This is a genomic window from Sporosarcina sp. FSL K6-3508, from assembly GCF_038615825.1.
Lineage (GTDB): Bacteria > Bacillota > Bacilli > Bacillales_A > Planococcaceae > Sporosarcina > Sporosarcina newyorkensis.
The window spans coordinates 3,580,011-3,598,131 of record NZ_CP152016.1 but is presented as its reverse complement, the minus strand read 5'-3'; the positions used below and the strand labels follow the sequence as shown (position 1 = coordinate 3,598,131).

The following is an 18,121-nucleotide window of genomic DNA, read 5'->3' as shown; positions in this document are numbered from 1 at the left end:
TTTGGCGTCAAGATATAGTTAGAAAGGATTAAGAGATTCTTTAAGTTATCAATTTAGAAGCTTTGCAGTTGTTGGTAACTTACGCTTTGATTCACTATCATAAACAGAAAGAAGTGTAAAAATGAATAAGAAAAGAATTTCGTTCAAAGCGAAGTTATTGGTTTTTTCATTATTACTATCACTAGTACCAATTATTTTTATTGGAGTTTTAGTTAATAAAACAGTTAGCGAAAAAACCGAGGATGATTATATCAGTTTCAGCGAGAAAGAAATTAAACAGGTGGACAATGGCATTTCTCTATACTTTGAAACGATTAGAGAAAATGTCAATTTATTAGCTAATGACAATTCCGTTTTAAATGCCGATTCAAGTATTACTTCATATAAAGATATAGCGGGAGATGCCTCTATTGATATGACCCCTTCAGAAAATGGGGATAAAGAGAAAGCCATTTTTAATGTGTTTTCTCAATTTAGTATTAATCACCCTAAAGCTTCTTATGTTTATATGGGCACATCGGATGGAGGTTATGTCCAATATCCTGAGGGACCAGTGTCAGCAGGTTTTGATCCTAGAGACCGTCCTTGGTATAGCACAGCTATTGAAGAACCAGGTGAAGTAAAATTAACAAGCGCCTATGAGGCAACTGGTATAGAAGGAATTATAGTAAGTAATGTAGTGTCGATTGAAAAAAATGGAAAACAAACAGGTGTGTTAGGTTTAGATGTAAGTTTGGAAGGCTTAACAGATATTATCAAGGAAATTAGTATAGGCGATAATGGTTATGTAATTCTCGCGCAAGAAGATGGAACAATTCTTGCACATCCAAAAGATCCTGAATTGAACTTCCAACCAGTGTCTAAACTAAACATACCTTCTTTAAAAGATCTAAGTAAAGATGGCTCATTTGAAGCTGAACTAGATGGAGAAGACTATGTATTAAACACAATCACTTCAGAAATTGATGGCTGGAAGTATATTGCTGTTATAAAGAAGGATGAAATTTTAAGTACCGCTACTTTTATTCGCTCAATGCTTTTTCTTATAGGCGGTATTTTTGCGATTCTTGCTGTAATCGCATCTATTGTTATGAGTTTACGGATAACGAAGAGAATTAAAAGTATTAGTGATTTGTCTTTAGCGATGTCAAATGGTGATTTGACTCAACAAGTCACGGTGAAGGTGAAAGATGAAATCGGGGATATGGGCGAAAATTTCAATACCATGTCTAACAGTTTAAAAGAAACAATAAAAAAAATTGCACATGAATCCCAACAATTATCTGCGACATCTGAGGAGCTGGCAGCCTCTTCAATCGAAAATCAAACAGCTTCCAATGAAATATCCGAATCAATTCAATTTGTTGCTACTGGAACAGATGAACAGGATGCTGCTATGAAAAATGCGGTAGGTATTATCAATGAAGTGTATAAGCATGTTGATGACGTGACAGTGAGCATGGACAATGTAAGTAATTCCATACATTATTCGACAGAAACTGCTATACAGGGCAGTGATGTCGTTGAGCAAACTGTAAATCAAATGGTTGAAATTGATAAAAACGTGAGTTCTTCCGCTGAGAAAATTAGCATGTTAAATGAAAAATCAAATGAAATTAGACAAATCAGCTTTATCATTCAATCAATTTCAGAGCAAACGAATTTATTAGCTTTGAATGCTGCAATTGAAGCTGCAAGAGCTGGCGAACATGGAAAAGGATTTGCAGTAGTGGCAGATGAAGTTCGAAAACTCGCAGAGCAATCCAGTAATTCAGCATTGCAAATCAATGAAATTATTCAAGATATTGAAGATGGCATTGAAGATTCGATGGGTCTAGTAAATCTAGGGGTAAGCTCGGCAAAAGAAGGAATGAAACTCGTGAATGAAAGCGGGAAAGCGTTTGGAGAAATTAAGGACTCCATTCTCGCTGGTACAACAAAAATATCCGAGGTTAACATAGCAATGGAAAACATGAAGAATCATATAGCTGAAGTGGTAGTTCACATAGAGGACGTTTCAAAAACGAGTATTGAAGTAAATAATTATTCTCAAAACGTCGCAGCATCCTCCGAAGAAATGAGTGCCTCAATGGAGGAGGTTTCATCGGTTTCTCATGAGTTAGCTAGGATGTCAAATGAATTGGAAGTAGCCATCCAGGAATTTAAACTGTAAAAGTATAATTTCTATCTAAACAATAACCAAAAGAATGTGTTAGATATCCTAACATTTTGATCCATTATATTTAACTTTGTTTATGATATACAGAAATGTTGTATAAAATGACCTCTGAATATTGTTATATAACTTTCAGGGTGAAAATTTTATAGTTAATTTGTTTTAGAATAGGGAGGAAACATTATGTTTAACATATTAAATCGAGTTAGAACCTTGATAGCTCTTATGCTAGTAGTAGCCGTGCTTCCATTGGCAAGTGTCTCTGCGGAAGAAACTGAATTTAATCCATTTGAAAAAAGTATTAGCGAAATTTCCGATGCTTTAGATAACAACCAAATTAAATCTGAGCAGTTGGTTAAGTATTATCTAGAACGTATAGAAGCATATGACAAGCAAGGTCCTGCGATTAATTCGTTCACTAATATTAATGAAGAAGCTATAGAGATTGCAAAGCAATTAGATGCAGAGAGACAAAGTAAAGGCAAAAGAAGTGTACTTCATGGTATTCCAATCGTTGTAAAAGATAACTTTGACGTCAAAGGCATGCCGACAACGGCTGGCTCTGTTGCACTAAAGGATGCTTATCCCGTAAAAGATGCTTTTGCTATTCGGAAACTTAAGGATGCAGGAGCCATTATCATTGGAAAAACAAATATGTCAGAGTTTGCAGCATCTTATGGTAGATTAGGATATAGCTCTTTGGGCGGTTTAACCTTGAATCCTTACAACCTTAAACGTGATGCTTCTGGTTCTAGCAGCGGAACTGCCGCGGCAATCACAGCAAACTTTGGTGTATTTGGATTAGGTACTGATACGTCTGGATCGGTCAGAGGACCATCTCATGTTACGGGACTTGTCGCTATCAGACCGACATTAGGTTTAATAAGCCGTGGCGGAATCGTTCCGTCCTCGTTAAATTTCGATACTGCTGGTCCAATGGCTAGATCTGTAGAAGATGTAGCGATTGCATTGAGTTTTATGGCTGGAGTCGATGATAAAGATGACCAAACCTTATCTGCAAAGGGACATATAGTTGAAGACTATAGTAAGTCCTTAGACAATACTGCTTTACAAAATGCAAGAATTGGAGTAGCTGTTGACTTTTTTGGAGACAACGCTGAGGTGGATACAATTACTAATAAATCCTTGAAGAAAATGGAGGAAATAGGGACGGAACTTATTCCGGTATCTTTCTCAGAGACGACACAATATCTTTGGACACCAATTATTGGGCCAATTAATGAAGCTAATTTTAAGTCTCAGTTGGAAGAGTATCTAAAACAGTTCCCTGAAAGTCAGCCGAAAACACTAGAAGAAATAATTAAAATTAGTGAATCACCAGAGGTTTTGAATTCAGCAACGCCAGTAAATCCAGCAGGTTTGGAAGGTCTAAAAACGAATTTAAAACAAGCGGCGTTTAAAGACACACCAGAGTACAATGATTTAGTAACAAAAGAGATATCTAAAGTACGTGATGAAGTACAATCAATAATGGAAAAAGAAAATTTGGATGCCATTGTTTTTCCAACAATGTCATGTCCTGCATCACCAAGATTCGATAAGGAAGACCCGACATATTTATGTGATGCCTATGACACGTATGCCGCAAGTTATGTAGCGTCTGCTACAGGATTCCCTGAGATTACTGTTCCTGCCGGTGCTACTGGTGAAGAACTGCCTGTTGGGATCTCTTTCATGGGGTTGGCATTTAGTGAACAGTCTCTATTAGATATAGCTTATTCTTTTGAACAAGCAACCAATGCTAGAACGCTGCCTAAAACAACGCCTAATTTCGAAATGAATGCAGATGAAAAGCCAGCATTTAAAGATGTAAGTTCATATGTCGATGAAATTATGTATTTGACAGACAAAGGAATAATTAATGGTTATCCAGATGGAACATTTAAACCAAATGAGTCAATTACACGTTTACATGCTATACGATTGATTTTGAAAGAAAAGGGAATTGTCGACTATTCAGATGTTACTAACCCAGGATTTGTTGATGTTTCACCTGGTGATTATGGATACGAGGAGATTGCTAAGGCTGTTGAATTGGGTATCGTCAACGGAAAAGTTAATTCCCAAGGTGAAAAGTATTTCGACCCTACCGGAAAATTAAGCCGCTCGCAAGCGGCTGCAATCTTAGTGTTAGCTTATGATTTAAAAGGCACTCACCCAACCGATTTTAAGGATGTTCCCAAGGGGAATTGGGCTCACAACTATATTTCTGCGTTGGTAGCAAATAATATTACAACGGGTTATTCCAACGGTAAATTTAAGCCTAATATTAATATATCACGTCAACATTTCGCGGCATTTATGGCCCGATACCTAGATGATCAATTTAAGCCCACGAAGTAAAGGCCGATAGAGGCCTTTCTTCAATTTAGATAAAGGTTACACAAAAATTATAGAAAAGATTTAGGCTTCTCATAAGCAGTCAGAGCTTATGAGAAGCCTTTTGTATGTGTAGAATTACGGTCATGTTAAAAAGCTTTGGTTACTATAAACAAATTACAGGTTAATATGTTATGGCGAAGCTTATCATAAATAAGGCAATTCATAGAGAGGACCACCTGAAACGTTGACATGACAATGACTTAGGTGGTTTTGTCTTTTATATTATGTAAATTATCAAGTCAAGTCGTACAATGCTGAAGCAAAAGAAAAGTATAGCGATGGCTAATTGAACAAAAGATTAAAAAATATCATTTTTTTAGAAATACATATCGAAAAATGTCGGATTTTGTAGGATTCAATAGGTTTACCGTAAAATATCGACATAACTCTATTTTCTAGGTATGAAAGCGTTTACCAAGGAGAGAGGGAAACGGAATCATGCCGTGATTAGCCGGCTACATTCATTCGGCACGTAAGTAAAAAAAGACAAACTTTAACATAGGCTTGGTTAACCCGGCTCTTGATAAATCGGTTGAACGGTTCGGCTGAGGGAACTTATCAATGAAGCGGTAAAGGCTTTTTAGAAAGGTGAAGATATATGATTGAACTCAACCAGATTACAACACTGTTCCTTGCAGTAGCTCTCTATTTGCTTGGAATGGCACTTGTCAGCCGGGTCGGATTCCTTAACCGGTTCCTGATCCCGGCGCCTGTCATCGGCGGTTTGATATTCGCCACTTTAGCGCTCGTGTTGAAAACTACGGGGATTGTCGAGATTACATTGGATACATCGCTACAGTCGTTGTTCATGATCGCCTTCTTTACGACGGTCGGCCTTGGAGCAAGCTTCAAGCTCATCAAACTGGGCGGAAAGCTCTTAGTCATCTATTTGCTCTTGTGCGGCGTCACGGTGTTCTTGCAGAACGTCATCGGTGTTTCGTTTGCTCAATTGTTTGGAATTGATCCACTATTGGGTGTCATGGCCGGAGCAGTTTCGATGAACGGAGGACATGGCGGTGCTGCGGCCTACGGACAGACGATTGAGAACTTGGGCGTTTCCTCAGCCTTGACGATTGGAATGGCTGCCGCCACACTTGGCCTAATTTGTGGTAGCCTTACCGGCGGTCCGGTTGCGCGGTACCTGATTAAAAAACATGACTTAAAGCCATCAGCGGGTAAAATAGAAGAATATGTAGAAAATGATGAGAGGCCGATTCAAGAGTGGTCGTTCATGGTGCAAGTTGCCCTTCTCACGTTCTCCATGGCAGTGGGAACGTATCTTGGGGATTTGTTTACAAATGTGACCGGCTTCGTCCTGCCGTCCTATATCGGGGCGATGTTCGTAGCGGTTATTGTTCGGAATCTTACTGACCGCTTTGTAAAGGGTACGGTGAACATGAAGGAAATCAACTTAATCGGGGACGTTTCGCTTGCAATCTTCCTCTCGATGGCACTGATGAGCATCAAGCTGTGGGAAGTTGCAGATCTCGCACTACCGCTCATCGGCATTATACTCATCCAGGTTATCGTCATCGTCCTATATGCCGTCTTTGTGATGTTCCGAATGCTTGGCAAGGACTACGATGCGGCTGTTATGATCTCCGGATTCTTAGGCCACGGGCTGGGTGCAACACCGAACGCAATGGCGAACATGTCCGCAACCGTGAGCAAGTATGGTCCTTCTCGCACGGCATTCCTGGTCGTGCCAATTGTCGGTGCATTCCTTATTGATGTTGTATTTAGCGCGCCGATCATTATCACAACCATTAACTTGTTCAAGTGAGTTATTGGAATGACTGTTTCCACATTAACTATCTCTAATTTAATAAAAAAAGCTTCTAGCCCTTGTCTATCGGCTGGAAGTTTTTTTGTATAGGAAAGGATGAGGAAGATAAAGTTTTCATCCAGAAATGAGAATCCTTATGTTAATGTTTTTTATATTTACTAAGTCCACTTCTTGCTCACCTGTTAAGACAAGCTTATTTGTTGGCATATGTATTATCTCCTTCTAAATATTCTAAATATTTATTGGGAAAGTCGTATTTACATTAGCAACGGAGAACCTTATTATAAATAAATGTTATAAAAGGAAATGCCACGTAATTATATCTACTGTCATTAATCCCTGACCACGCATAGTTCCAGGTTTTTTTACAATACTAAGCATGCCGTAAAATATCTTATTTGCAGGAGGGAAAGAATCGTAAATGGCTAAGAATTCAAAACAAAGTTGGAAAAAGGATCATCCAGGCACTTTTTTAAGCAATTCTGTTCAGAAGGCTGATCGTTCGGTGAAGCAGGCGATGTCGCATCCTGAGGAGATAGCTGTGGAGCATGCTTTTAATTCGATAGCACGAACAGAAAAGGCATTAACGAAGGCAGAGCAATATGATGAGCGTATGGATTCCGTTCAACAAAACAAAGAACAGTTAGACATGATGAAGAAACAGTTGAACGAAGCACAAGAGATTGTAGAAGACCAATAAACGAAGACAATCCCCCCTCTAGGTTTTGTTAGCCTTTTGGGGTGATTTCTTCATGACCGTCAAATAACGAAAAACTTATCCTGACATTAAACTCCATAAAATATTCGTTGATATTTTTCAATTGAATTTAGAAATGTATTACATAGCTTTTAATGGAGTGGTAGTAACTCTATCAGCTGCTCTAAATGGAAATAAAACGCGAGATAAATAGGTAAGCCTTATTTTCAGGCATAAGACCGGAAGCATTTCATTTTCCAATCGTCTTCTTGAAGACCCTCGGATTCTCCACATAGCTCCCGAGCACCCAACCACAATCCGTACAGATGAGATGGATCAGCTTATGACCTATTCCCATCTTTTTATAAGTTGTCACGCTTGCGTATCCGCTTTGAACTCCTTTTCCGATCGCCGATCCTCCGCATTGCGTGCAAGCTTTTACATTTGTAGGCTGCATTTATTCTCCTCCTCTCCTGTATACGAATCATTTCCTTTAAAAGATTCGAGCGCTTCTTTCTATAAATGTCTGTGTGGAATCGGAATTCTCATATTTCAAATGTATTAATAATGTAAAAATGAGTTGAATAATATAGAGAAAAAAGAAAAGGGTTAATTGAGACAATGAAATGCAAATAGTACTATACTTAGAACAACAGCTAAAACAGGAAAGGTGTTAGGTGATCCTATTGAATAATAACGATATACTTACTCGATTAAGATATGCATTGGATATAAAAGACACAGCGATGGTAGAGATTTTTGAGTTGGGTGGTATGGAAACGACGAAAGAAGAAGTTCAGAAAATGTTGTCGAAGTCAAAAGAAGATGAAGCGCAAGAAAATGAGTACGTTAAAGAAGTCAATAATACTATGTTGGAGTCCTTTTTAAATGGATTTGTGAGCCTGAAAAGAGGAGTGCAGGATGTTAAGCCGGAGAACGAGCAAAACCAATTCTTAATGACTGACCGAAACGTGAATAATATCCTGCTCAAGAAGATGAAAATTGCACTTTCGCTCACGAGTGAAGATATGTTGGAGATCTTACAGGATGCAGGGGTTAATTTATCAAAAAGTGAATTGAGTGCAGTTCTCAGAAAAGAAGGACACCGAAATTATAAGGAATGTGGCGATCGATACGCTAGAAATTTCTTAAAAGGTTTGGCGCTAAGATATAGAGAATAGGAGTAGTAAATTGCTTGTCTGATTAAAAAAGGTATCTACGCATTATTGAATATAGGGTTCAATATTGCGCAGGTACCTTTTTGCATAACTTATTCTCCATTCTGTATAGGTCTCTCTAAGTTGCTATTTCACAGGTGATTTTTCTTTAATCATCTTCAACGTCGCTACAATTAGAAAACTAACAATGACCAACAGCAGCCAAGAACTTAATTTTCCTATGCCGACCAGCTGCCATGTGTCGCTTTGATTCGGATATTTCCAAGCGCCAAAAAACGTTGCGATGTTCTCTGCAACCCAGATAAAAAAACCGATAAGTACAAATGAAAACGCAAGGGGCATACGGTATCGTGTTCCGTTCACTGCATATGTGACCCAAGACTGCCAAAAAACAATTACAACCAGCGCAGACAACCACCAACGAATATCAATCCAATAATGATGAGTGAAAAAGTTTAAGTAGATGGCAGCGGCGAGTGGCACGACTGCCCAAAGTGGCGGCCATTTCACGAGATTCACATCCAGTCTCCTCCATGCCTGGCAAAGATAGCTTGCAACACTTGCATACATGAATCCGCTGTATAAAGGCACTCCTAGTATTTTGAAATACCCATCCTCGGGGTATGACCAGGATCCCATATTAACTTTAAATACTTCAAGGGCCAGACCGATCAAGTGAAACATAGTGATGACTTTTAATTCATCACGAGTTTCTAGCCCCGAACGCACCATCCACCATTGCATAAGAAGAAAGATGATGAGTAGCCAGTCGTATCGAGGCAGTATAGGCAGGGGAATGACTTGGGTCAAGGCTAAGGAGCCAAAGATAACGACTGGAAACAGGCAGGACAGGGCTTGCTGCCATCCAAAATGGACAAGTTGCAGCCAGGCTCTCTTGATCTGTGTTTTTACTGTTTTTTGCTGAATTAAGCTGTCTCTCATAGGGCATCTCCTTCTAGTTTCATTTATAATCTGGAAATATAAATAAAGATGAGATGTAGTCTCTGTGGAAGTTAGTATGACGATGAATGATCGGATAGGGTTCGCTATTTAGCGTGAATTGCCTGATTATGTGTTATATAATGAACGAGCAGATTACATAAGGGAGTTGTAAAAGTAGATGTTTATAAGAAATAAAGCATTTTATTTAATCTTTAGCCTGATGGCGCTGGCTTTTCTTTTAGTGGGGTGTGGATCGTCAACAAAAGACGAGCAGCAGGAGGAGAAGACAGACGGGCAATCAGAGGAACAACCGGTAAAAGAAGCAGATTATTCGGAAGAAGTGGAAGAAAACCCGATTGTGACGATTACGATGGATAACGACGAAAAAATCGTCCTAGAATTAGATCCTTCTGTAGCTCCAAATACAGTAGCCAACTTTATTTCATTAATTGAGGAAGGTTATTATGATGGACTGATTTTTCACCGAGTCATTCCAGGTTTCATGATCCAAGGGGGAGATCCTTCGGGAAATGGATCAGGCGGTCCGGGATATTCGATTGACGGGGAATTCACTAGTAATGGATTTGAAAATAATCTGAAACATGAACGCGGCGTTGTCTCTATGGCACGCACAGGGGAACCAAATTCTGCAGGCTCCCAATTTTTTATTATGGCAGAAGATACGTCCCAGCTTGACGAAGAATATGCTGCGTTTGGAAAAGTAATTGAGGGCATGGAAACTGTGGATGCAATCGTTGCTACTGAAACAGACTCTTCAGATAAGCCGTTAGAAGATCAGAAAATGAAGAAGGTGGAAGTGGATACGAAAGGCTTTGACTATCCATCTCCGAAAGTGAACGACTAATGTAAGAAGGGTGTCCTAGTAGGTTTCGGGGCTTTTATAAAAAAATTAAGGTACCTGCATCATATTGATTTCCGAAATCAGTATGGTACGGGTACCTTTTTTAACTGTTATATGAACGTAAATGATAAGAACCAAACAAAAATGTATACGAAAATTCTTGCGGGGTATAAAATAGGGCAGTTAGCATTATGTTGCAGGAAGGATGATGCAAATGTTAAAAGCTTACGCTTGGCTAACATTTTGTGTGCTCGTATGGGGAAGCAATTTTGTTTTCGGAAAGATGTTAGTTGAAGTGTTTTCCCCCTCCATGTTAACCACACTCAGACTTTTATTTATCGTATTATTTCTAATTGGGATATCTGCTTACAAAAAGCAGTTACGAAGAGTTACGAAAGCAGACTTCCTTGCGCTGTTTTTTCTTGGAGTAATTGGCGTTTTCATCAATCAATGGTCATTTTTCGAAGGGTTGCAAACGGCAGACCCTACAACTTCTGCATTGATTTTAGCCACAGCACCTATTGTAACTGGCGTATTAGCGGCTATCTTTTTAAAAGAAAAGTTCACCATTCGAATGTTGATGGGATCAGTTGTTGCTCTTATAGGGATTTATTTTGTCGTGACCAAAGGGGGCGTATCTTCCCTGCAGATCGACAAAGGTTTAATATGGATTGTGATTACGATGATTACCTTCGCTATTATGGTTATAATGACCAGACTTCTTTCTCAACGAATAGACCCATTCACCATTACGCTCTATTCAAATGTTGTCGGTTTAGTGGTGTCAATTCCCTTCGCTTTTACATTAGATACTCCTTTGCGAATCAGCTTCGAGATATCAGATTGGGCTTTTCTGATTAGTACCGCCATTGTGGTGCACGGCATTGCGACATTGATTTGGAACAATAATATACGGTATGTCGATGCTTCAAAGGCATCTATATTATCTAATCTTGAACCTTTTGTCGCCATGGTAATGGGAGTATTACTGCTTTACAAACCAATCGCTGGATCAGAACTTTTGGGATCTTTATTTATAGTTGGCGGAGTCTTGTTGTCCACATATCAACGAAAGAAGCGTTAGGTGCCTGCGTACCAGAAAACGTGTTAGCAGGAACATCCATAAATGTTTGAACTAACACGTCAGTTTTTTACGGTTTTTTCATTACTTAAGTAGTTCTGGACGATTTGTTAGTGCTTTTATGTAAGGTGAAAAAAAACTAATAAATACTCCTGTAAATAGCGCGTTCACTAGCGTCCCCAGCCCGATTGCTCCATCAAATAATAAAGCAATGATAACGAGAATAAAACTGATCATGGCGCGGGTATACGTCACACTCAAACCCGTTAGCTTGGATAATATTAGCATGGAACGATCCATTGGGTTGGGCTCAAATTGGGATTGTAAATAAATCGCAATACCTAGACCTATCAATACAATTCCTGCTCCTGTACAGATCCATTGACCGATCCAAGTTCCCGGTGCAATCCAATCACGCAATAAAATTAACCATGCGTCAATTCCAAGGCCAGTGATAAATGCCGAAATTAATGCGTAATATTCAGGTCTTTTCTTCTTCGCAATGGCGTTACAAAAGACCATTGCTGCCCCAACGACAATTTCCCAACTGCCGATTGTTAAGCCAAATGTGCGGTATAAGCCAACAAGAAGGGCATCAAACGGTGAAGCACCCAGTGCGGATTGGATCGTTAATGTGATGCCTAACGTCAAAACAATTAGACCGGCAAGATAATAATGAAATCCGGCTTGCAGCAATCGCAAAGAACATAACCCCCTAGACGTGATAATATGATAAATATAGCAACGATCATCTAGTTCTGATTGTATAGTAACTTCCAGAATGTTCAAACATTGTAGGAACAGAAAGCGAGGGGTGTTCATGAGCAGACGTCTGATTGATGCCCATATTCATTTGGATATGTACGAAGACGGGGAAAGAATCGTTCTCCTAGACAAGTTAGAAGAAAGTTCGGTTGATGCACTGGTTGCTGTATCGAATAATTTAGCATCATCCAATCGTCAATTGGAACTAGCAGGTTTAGACAATAGGATCAAACCAGCAATCGGATATCATCCAGAACAAGCTTTGCCGGCTGAGGAAGAACTTCAAACAATCCTAAACGTAATCGATCAAAACCGTCATCGGCTTACTGCCATTGGAGAAGTGGGATTGCCGTATTATACGCGTCAAGAACAACCTGATTTAGAAGTAGAACCTTACATAGAAGTACTTGAGCAATTCATTCGAAAGGCGAAGGGCTATGAGTTGCCGATCGTGCTGCATGCCGTTTATGAAGATGCTGCTCTTGTTTGCGATCTACTGGAGTCTTATTCAATTGAAAAAGCACATTTTCATTGGTTTAAGGGAGAGGATACAATTCTAAAACGTATCCTAGCGAATGGATATGTCGTCTCCGTGACACCGGATGTCACATACAAAGTAAAGGTTCAGCATATTGTCGACCAGACACCACTTTCACAGTTGATGGTCGAGACAGACGGACCATGGCCGTTTGAAGGTCATTTTTCAGGAAAAGTGACACACCCTTCGATGATGCACAAAAGTATCCAAACGATCGCGGAAATAAAGCATTTGAATATAGATGAAGTCTATCGAAAGATTTATGCAACGACTAGAAATTTCTATCGGATTGAATAAAAGAAGAGACGTGCCCTCGAAAAGTAGAGGATTCGTCTCTTTTTATATACCCATTTTGAGCTCAACGTGGTCGGTTTAAGAGCAAAGTACAATAATCTTATAAGGTGTAGTCTGAGCAGGTATACTTCTTGTAGAAGCACCGTATACCACAATTAGATCGCGTCCGCCAATATCTCCATTAAAGGATTGGCCATTTTGTAAGATGATTTGAGTTTGCGGGGATAGATTCAGTCGCAGCGTTCCGTCACTACTTTCCAGACGACGGTTAAAATAGTCCACTTTCACATTTTGATATGGAGAATCTCTACTCATGACAAGTGCCCTGAATTGTGGTGGGTAGATAAGAGGGGCTGGTGCATTTGCATCGTAGAAACCAGTTACCTGATCACCTATCTCTACCATTACATGATCTACAAAATAAGTTGTCGGTCCTACTACAAAATTCACTATGTTTCCGTAACCGCTATCTACCATGAACAGCTTATAACATCCGGCTCCATTATCTTGGCCTGTTGAAAAATCATCAATCATCATTACAATTCCGCTAAAAGATTGAAATTCCATCATCCGACTCCTCGCGTTATTAATTAACTACCTCTTTATAGATTATGTATTCCTCCCAGCTTGGTGAATGATTTGACTAGAACAATACGATAGTTAAGTCTGATTAGAAAGGTTTGACATTGATACGATAACAGGATATATTAAATGATAATCGTTCTCATTTGTCGACTCAATTGAATATGAATCTTCAATTGTCACACAAATGCCATGAGAAACGGTAGAAAAGTATAGTTTATCATTCGTACTTTCTACCATTTGTGCGATAATTTAGATGTGGAATTTTGCCCAGTTGTTGGGGCTTCCCTAGTGTCAGTTATTTTTTACAATGATTTATTGAAAGGAGATTTACAACAAGTGAAAAAAGGATTTATTTATGTTTTACTTACAAGTTTTTTACTGTTTACTGTTGCCTTGCCAAAAGCTTCAGCACAGGTTGCGGATGGTACACATTCACTCGAATATCAAGTGAATCAGCCGGATAGTAACTCTGCTTCAATCGCCAATGATTATTTCGTAAAACCGGCGAAAGTAACGACTAAAAATGGAACTGCCACCGTGCAAATCACACTGAAAAACAGTGAGTGGATTACAAAGTTCGAACCGCCGGGCGGGGCGACTATAGTCAGTGAAGATAAAGAAGCCGACACACGTGTTGTTCAATTTACAGTAAGTGATTTGTCACAACCTATTAAAACGGCGATGAAAGTTGATATTGAAGATATTAATTACCATCATGAATACACAGTATCAATAGTTTTCGATGCGATGGAGGATGCTGCTCCGGTCACTCCGCCAGCTACGAATGAAACTAAAACAACTGAAGATATGAAAGTAACCACAAACGCCACAACAACTAAAAAGCCAACAACTGAAGGACAAGTGGCAAACCCACAGACTAGTGACTCAGCGCCATACCTATTAATCTTTGCGTTAGCAGGTTCTGCATTTTTACTTTATAGAACTAAATTTAAAAGAAAACAGGGGGAACAATCATGACGAAAAAACAATCATCACGCGCAACGAAAGTGGTCCTTGCATCATTACTCGCAGCATCACTCTCCATTCCAACAGCGGCGTCTGCAAATATTGGAACAAGTGACAAGGCTGCGACTACTATTGCAGCTACAGTTGCAACGGATCAGGTAATAGATTTTCATGTATACAAACCAGGAACTAACGAGCCACAGCCCGCAATTAGCGGTCACATCGTCCCTCAAGGAAAGCTAATTGAAAAAGACGGTGAATATGAAGCTCAATTAACAATCCCGGCCAAATCTGCACCAATGATTGCAGGACTTCAGACAAAACAGGGCGAAACATATGTTGATGCAACAGAAGTAAAAAATGCAGACGGGACGATTACATACAGTTTCCCAATGGCAACGGATACCGTTTACCCAGGTAAAATCCATGTAGTTGTAGCTGCTGCCAATATGGATCATTGGTATGACTTCGATTTCAAAGCACAGGTTGCTAAAGAAGAAGCAGAGGCAGTTAAGAATGTAGCAGTGCAAGTGTTCAAAGATGGTACGAGTGAAGAATCGATCATGAAGAATTACATGTCACCTACAGCAAGCGTTAAGAAAGTAACAAATGGCAATGAAGTAACAGTAACATTTCCGAAAGGTCACTATATTCAAGAATTCAAAATCGATGGCAAAAAAATAGCGATTGCTACCGAAGACAAGTCAACAGATGAGCGCACATACACATTTAACGTGGCTGATCTTACAAAATTAGTTGATGCAGAGCTTCACGTTATCGTAGACGAAGCAGGCGTTAAATATGATTCAAATCACAAAGTTCAGATCGGCTTGGATGGTGTAAAACCAAGCGACAAGCCAGTTGTAAATCCAACTCCAAGTGCGAATCCTTTTAAAGATATTGACAAGGATGGAAATAAAGCTGCGATTCTAGCTCTTTATGAAAAGGGAATTGTTAAAGGTGCAGATCAATTTAACCCTCGTAACAACATTACACGTTCCCAATTTGCATTAATGGTAGCACGTGCGTTGGACTTGAACTCAACTCAATCTGCAGGATTTAAGGATATCGCTAACATTACAGACAAAGAACGCGTAGGTGCAATCAACGCGCTGGCCGAAGCAGGAATCGTCAAAAAAGGTGACAAGTTCAATCCGAATAACACATTGACTCGCCAGCAAGGCGCATTGATGCTTTATCGTGCCGTAAATTACGCTGCAGGAAAAGAAATGAGCTACGGAGATACAAGTCTATCCTATTATGCGGACAGAGCTCTTATAACAGATCCAGAGACGAAAAAGGCTTTCGCTCTTCTGTATGCGGGAGATATAATGACAGGCTCTAAAACGACGGACGGTAAGACAGTTATCAATCCAGGCAGCCCATTGAAACGTACACAAATGGCTAAGATCTTAAATGGTTCACTTGAATTTATGGAGAAATAATAAGTTTTGACATGTACTTCCTTTCGCTGTTCTACTCAGCGGGAGGAAGTTCCTGTCGTTTTATCTTTATTCAGCAGCACGCTGAATAATAGAAGTATGTAGGCTAAGATCGCCACATCCTGTGGCAACATCTGCATGACCTACATCCTGTAGGTCTAAGCACAATTCAAAATCTGGACGCAATTACGCCGAGGCATAATTGTTTTTCAATTAAAGGGAGCGACCGTTGGAAATGAGAAGAATAATCTATATAGCTTTGCTTACATCAATCATCTCTGCGCTGCTTCCTTTTCATTTTGGAGAATCTGTCGTAACAGCAGATGAACCAACAAAATTTAAGAATGGCGTGTATCAAGTTGAACTAAATTTTCTAGCACTTGAAGCGGTGGAACTGGGAGAGTTATTCAGCAAGCACGCTACGTTAATCATCCATGAAGGTCGATATGCATTGTCGGTTCCAATAAGGTTTGAAGGCGGCATCATCAATTCCATAACTGCAAAACAGCAGGAAACCACAATTAACTCCCTACTGGATAGATCTGAAAATTTAGTTCAGTTTGATATGAAAGATGTAAAACAGAAGATCGTGCTCGAAGGGACAGTAAAATTATCGGCAGATGAAAAGCCGAGAGTGTTTTCTCAGGAAATGGTAATTAACTTTGATTCATTCCTCGAAAGAGAAGAACCATCAATAAGTGACAGTCAACAAAGCCGTGACCTTATCAATTACACGCTATTAAAAGACGGCAAAGAAGAACTCTCCGTCATGCAGACATATGTAAACCCTGTCATGAAAATAATTGAAAAAGATGACAGCTTTTATGCACAGATGGAGATCATCCAATCATCTTGGATCAAAGTTCTGACGGTAGAGCGTCAAGGAAAAATGGTAGAGCCGAAAGTCATCTCACAGAGTGACAACACACGTATTATTGAGTTTGAAGTGGAAGACTTCCGCAAGAAAATCCGGCTTTGGGCTGAAGTGGAAATTCCTCAATTAATGTATTCGTCTAGCTACTTTACACAGTTACAGTTCGATGAAAAGCAAGCAATGAAATTTGAAACCAAAGTGGATATACCTGAACTGGTTACGTCGAATGAGACAAAGATACCTCTTGTGAGAAGGCCTGTACAATCACCTGAGTCAACACGGCCATCTCAAAAGGAGAGGCAGTCGAGTCCAACTGTCGCAACACCTAAAGAAGTTCCTGTAGAAGAGCAATTACTATTTGACCGTACTTTGGATGAACTGAAGAAAGATGAGAAACTACCAGTTAGACAGGTGGCAGAAGAAGAGGTGAAGGGGGATCAAATCGCCTATAAGCCAGATGAACAAGTCATACCCTTCAATTTATTAAAGGTCGGTCTTCTTTTCTTCGTCTGTATCCTATCGGGGATCTTGCTGATTCGTCGTATTAAGAATGGAAAAAAAGAAATGGTTAATGAGTAATGAGTGGAGGATCACAACGTGCAAAAAAAATGGAGAAATTTCATGCTCTTCGTAGCGATTATGGCATTATCCGTTGTAGCCGGGTGCAGTGGCAGCGATACCAGTAAAGAAACGGAAGCAGCAAGCTCGCCTGTTGAGAATGAAGCTGAAGAAACGAATGATCGACGAATCATAGCGGGGACTGTCGTGATTGCAGAAATTCTTGATAAATTAGATATTGATGCAATTGCCGTGCCAGAGTCTGAAAAGCAATTAGCCAGTCGTTTCAATGATCTTCCTACGATCGGCAATGCCATGCAGCCTGATATGGAAATCGTAAAGTCTCTGAACCCAACGGACTTTTTATCTGTTTCTACATTGGAATATGATTTGACGGATGGTTTTGAGCAATTGAACATACCGGCACATTTTTTAAACTTCCAAAGTGTCGATTCTATGATACAGGAAATTCAGACACTCGGTGAACGCTATGAACGGACAGAAAAAGCCGATAAGCTGGTTGCCGATTTGCAGAAAAGTATTGATGCAGTAGAAACGGTTGCAGCGAATAGAAAAGGACCAAGTGTGCTAATTTTACTTGGGATTCCAGGAAGTTATTTAGTGGCTACTGAAAATTCTTATGCAGGGGACTTGGTAAAACGCGCGGGCGGCACCAATGTAATGGAAGGCCAAGATCCAGAATACTTATCATCTAATACAGAATATCTTCATAACAGCAATCCTGATATCATATTGCGCCTATCACATGGAATGCCAGAAGAAGTCGTGGAAATGTTCAATGAGGAATTTCAAACAAATGATGTTTGGAAACATTTTGATGCAGTGAAGAACGATAGAGTATACGATCTTGAAGAAGAGCTTTTTGGAACGACAGCCTCATTGAAAGCACCTGAGGCGTTAAAGGAATTAATGAAGATTTTCTATCGTTAATTGATGAATTCAAGTGAAAAGGG

At 39.6% G+C, this 18,121-nt stretch carries 16 protein-coding genes; 12 read left to right on the top strand and 4 right to left on the bottom strand.

Features of this window, described 5'->3' with window-relative positions; translation table 11 throughout:
• Positions 1-121: 121 nt before the first annotated feature.
• The 4 genes from MKX97_RS17910 to MKX97_RS17895 all read left to right on the top strand — a co-directional run bounded on the left by MKX97_RS17910 (position 122) and on the right by MKX97_RS17895 (position 7,065).
• The gene (locus MKX97_RS17910; RefSeq protein WP_342536618.1) at positions 122-2,173 is read left to right on the top strand and encodes a methyl-accepting chemotaxis protein; all 2,052 of its coding nucleotides are present in this window, start codon (positions 122-124) and stop codon (positions 2,171-2,173) included.
• Positions 2,174-2,359: 186 nt separating this feature from the next.
• The gene (locus MKX97_RS17905) at positions 2,360-4,540 is read left to right on the top strand and encodes an amidase family protein (protein ID WP_342536617.1); all 2,181 of its coding nucleotides are present in this window, start codon (positions 2,360-2,362) and stop codon (positions 4,538-4,540) included.
• 637 nt (positions 4,541-5,177) lie between these two features.
• Positions 5,178-6,362 carry a sodium/glutamate symporter gene (gene gltS, locus MKX97_RS17900; RefSeq protein WP_009499309.1) on the top strand — a complete coding sequence of 395 codons (1,185 nt, stop codon included), beginning with the start codon at positions 5,178-5,180 and terminating at the stop codon, positions 6,360-6,362.
• 424 nt (positions 6,363-6,786) lie between these two features.
• Positions 6,787-7,065: a hypothetical protein gene (locus MKX97_RS17895; protein WP_009499308.1), complete on the top strand. Its 279-nt coding sequence runs from the start codon at positions 6,787-6,789 to the stop codon at positions 7,063-7,065.
• A 247-nt stretch (positions 7,066-7,312) separates the two neighbouring features.
• On the opposite strand, the gene MKX97_RS17890 is transcribed toward MKX97_RS17895, so the two are convergent.
• Positions 7,313-7,519 carry a hypothetical protein gene (locus MKX97_RS17890; RefSeq protein ID WP_009499307.1) on the bottom strand — a complete coding sequence of 69 codons (207 nt, stop codon included), beginning with the start codon at positions 7,517-7,519 and terminating at the stop codon, positions 7,313-7,315.
• A gap of 223 nt (positions 7,520-7,742) precedes the next feature.
• Between MKX97_RS17890 and MKX97_RS17885 the strand changes: the two genes are divergently transcribed.
• Positions 7,743-8,243 (top strand): DUF1456 family protein, encoded by a 501-nt coding sequence (locus tag MKX97_RS17885; RefSeq protein WP_040760247.1) that lies wholly within the window; start codon positions 7,743-7,745, stop codon positions 8,241-8,243.
• A 123-nt stretch (positions 8,244-8,366) separates the two neighbouring features.
• On the opposite strand, the gene MKX97_RS17880 is transcribed toward MKX97_RS17885, so the two are convergent.
• Positions 8,367-9,182: a DUF817 domain-containing protein gene (locus MKX97_RS17880; protein WP_009499305.1), complete on the bottom strand. Its 816-nt coding sequence runs from the start codon at positions 9,180-9,182 to the stop codon at positions 8,367-8,369.
• A 178-nt stretch (positions 9,183-9,360) separates the two neighbouring features.
• Between MKX97_RS17880 and MKX97_RS17875 the strand changes: the two genes are divergently transcribed.
• Both MKX97_RS17875 and MKX97_RS17870 read left to right on the top strand, forming a co-directional pair.
• Entirely contained in the window at positions 9,361-10,047 is a 687-nt protein-coding gene (locus tag MKX97_RS17875; protein WP_342536616.1) for a peptidylprolyl isomerase, read from the top strand.
• A 211-nt stretch (positions 10,048-10,258) separates the two neighbouring features.
• The gene (locus tag MKX97_RS17870) at positions 10,259-11,128 is read left to right on the top strand and encodes a DMT family transporter (protein ID WP_342536615.1); all 870 of its coding nucleotides are present in this window, start codon (positions 10,259-10,261) and stop codon (positions 11,126-11,128) included.
• An 81-nt stretch (positions 11,129-11,209) separates the two neighbouring features.
• On the opposite strand, the gene MKX97_RS17865 is transcribed toward MKX97_RS17870, so the two are convergent.
• Entirely contained in the window at positions 11,210-11,827 is a 618-nt protein-coding gene (locus MKX97_RS17865; protein ID WP_342536614.1) for a YitT family protein, read from the bottom strand.
• A gap of 118 nt (positions 11,828-11,945) precedes the next feature.
• Here MKX97_RS17865 and MKX97_RS17860 point away from each other — a divergent pair, with 118 nt between their 5' ends.
• Positions 11,946-12,725, top strand: a complete 780-nt coding sequence (locus tag MKX97_RS17860) for a TatD family hydrolase (RefSeq protein ID WP_342536613.1) — start codon at positions 11,946-11,948, stop codon at positions 12,723-12,725.
• 75 nt (positions 12,726-12,800) lie between these two features.
• On the opposite strand, the gene MKX97_RS17855 is transcribed toward MKX97_RS17860, so the two are convergent.
• The gene (locus MKX97_RS17855; RefSeq protein WP_342536612.1) at positions 12,801-13,292 is read right to left on the bottom strand and encodes a hypothetical protein; all 492 of its coding nucleotides are present in this window, start codon (positions 13,290-13,292) and stop codon (positions 12,801-12,803) included.
• 303 nt (positions 13,293-13,595) lie between these two features.
• Between MKX97_RS17855 and isdC the strand changes: the two genes are divergently transcribed.
• The 4 genes from isdC (at position 13,596) to isdE (ending at position 18,098) form a co-directional block, all read left to right on the top strand.
• Entirely contained in the window at positions 13,596-14,285 is a 690-nt protein-coding gene (gene isdC, locus MKX97_RS17850; RefSeq protein WP_342536611.1) for a heme uptake protein IsdC, read from the top strand.
• A complete protein-coding gene (locus tag MKX97_RS17845) occupies positions 14,282-15,718 on the top strand; it encodes an NEAT domain-containing protein (protein ID WP_078818743.1) in 1,437 nt (478 codons plus the stop codon). The genes isdC and MKX97_RS17845 overlap by 4 nt, the downstream gene beginning before the upstream one ends.
• Positions 15,719-15,950: 232 nt before the next feature.
• Entirely contained in the window at positions 15,951-17,168 is a 1,218-nt protein-coding gene (locus tag MKX97_RS17840) for an NEAT domain-containing protein (RefSeq protein WP_342536610.1), read from the top strand.
• A 42-nt stretch (positions 17,169-17,210) separates the two neighbouring features.
• Positions 17,211-18,098 (top strand): heme ABC transporter substrate-binding protein IsdE, encoded by an 888-nt coding sequence (gene isdE, locus MKX97_RS17835; protein ID WP_342537536.1) that lies wholly within the window; start codon positions 17,211-17,213, stop codon positions 18,096-18,098.
• Positions 18,099-18,121 lie beyond the last annotated feature (23 nt).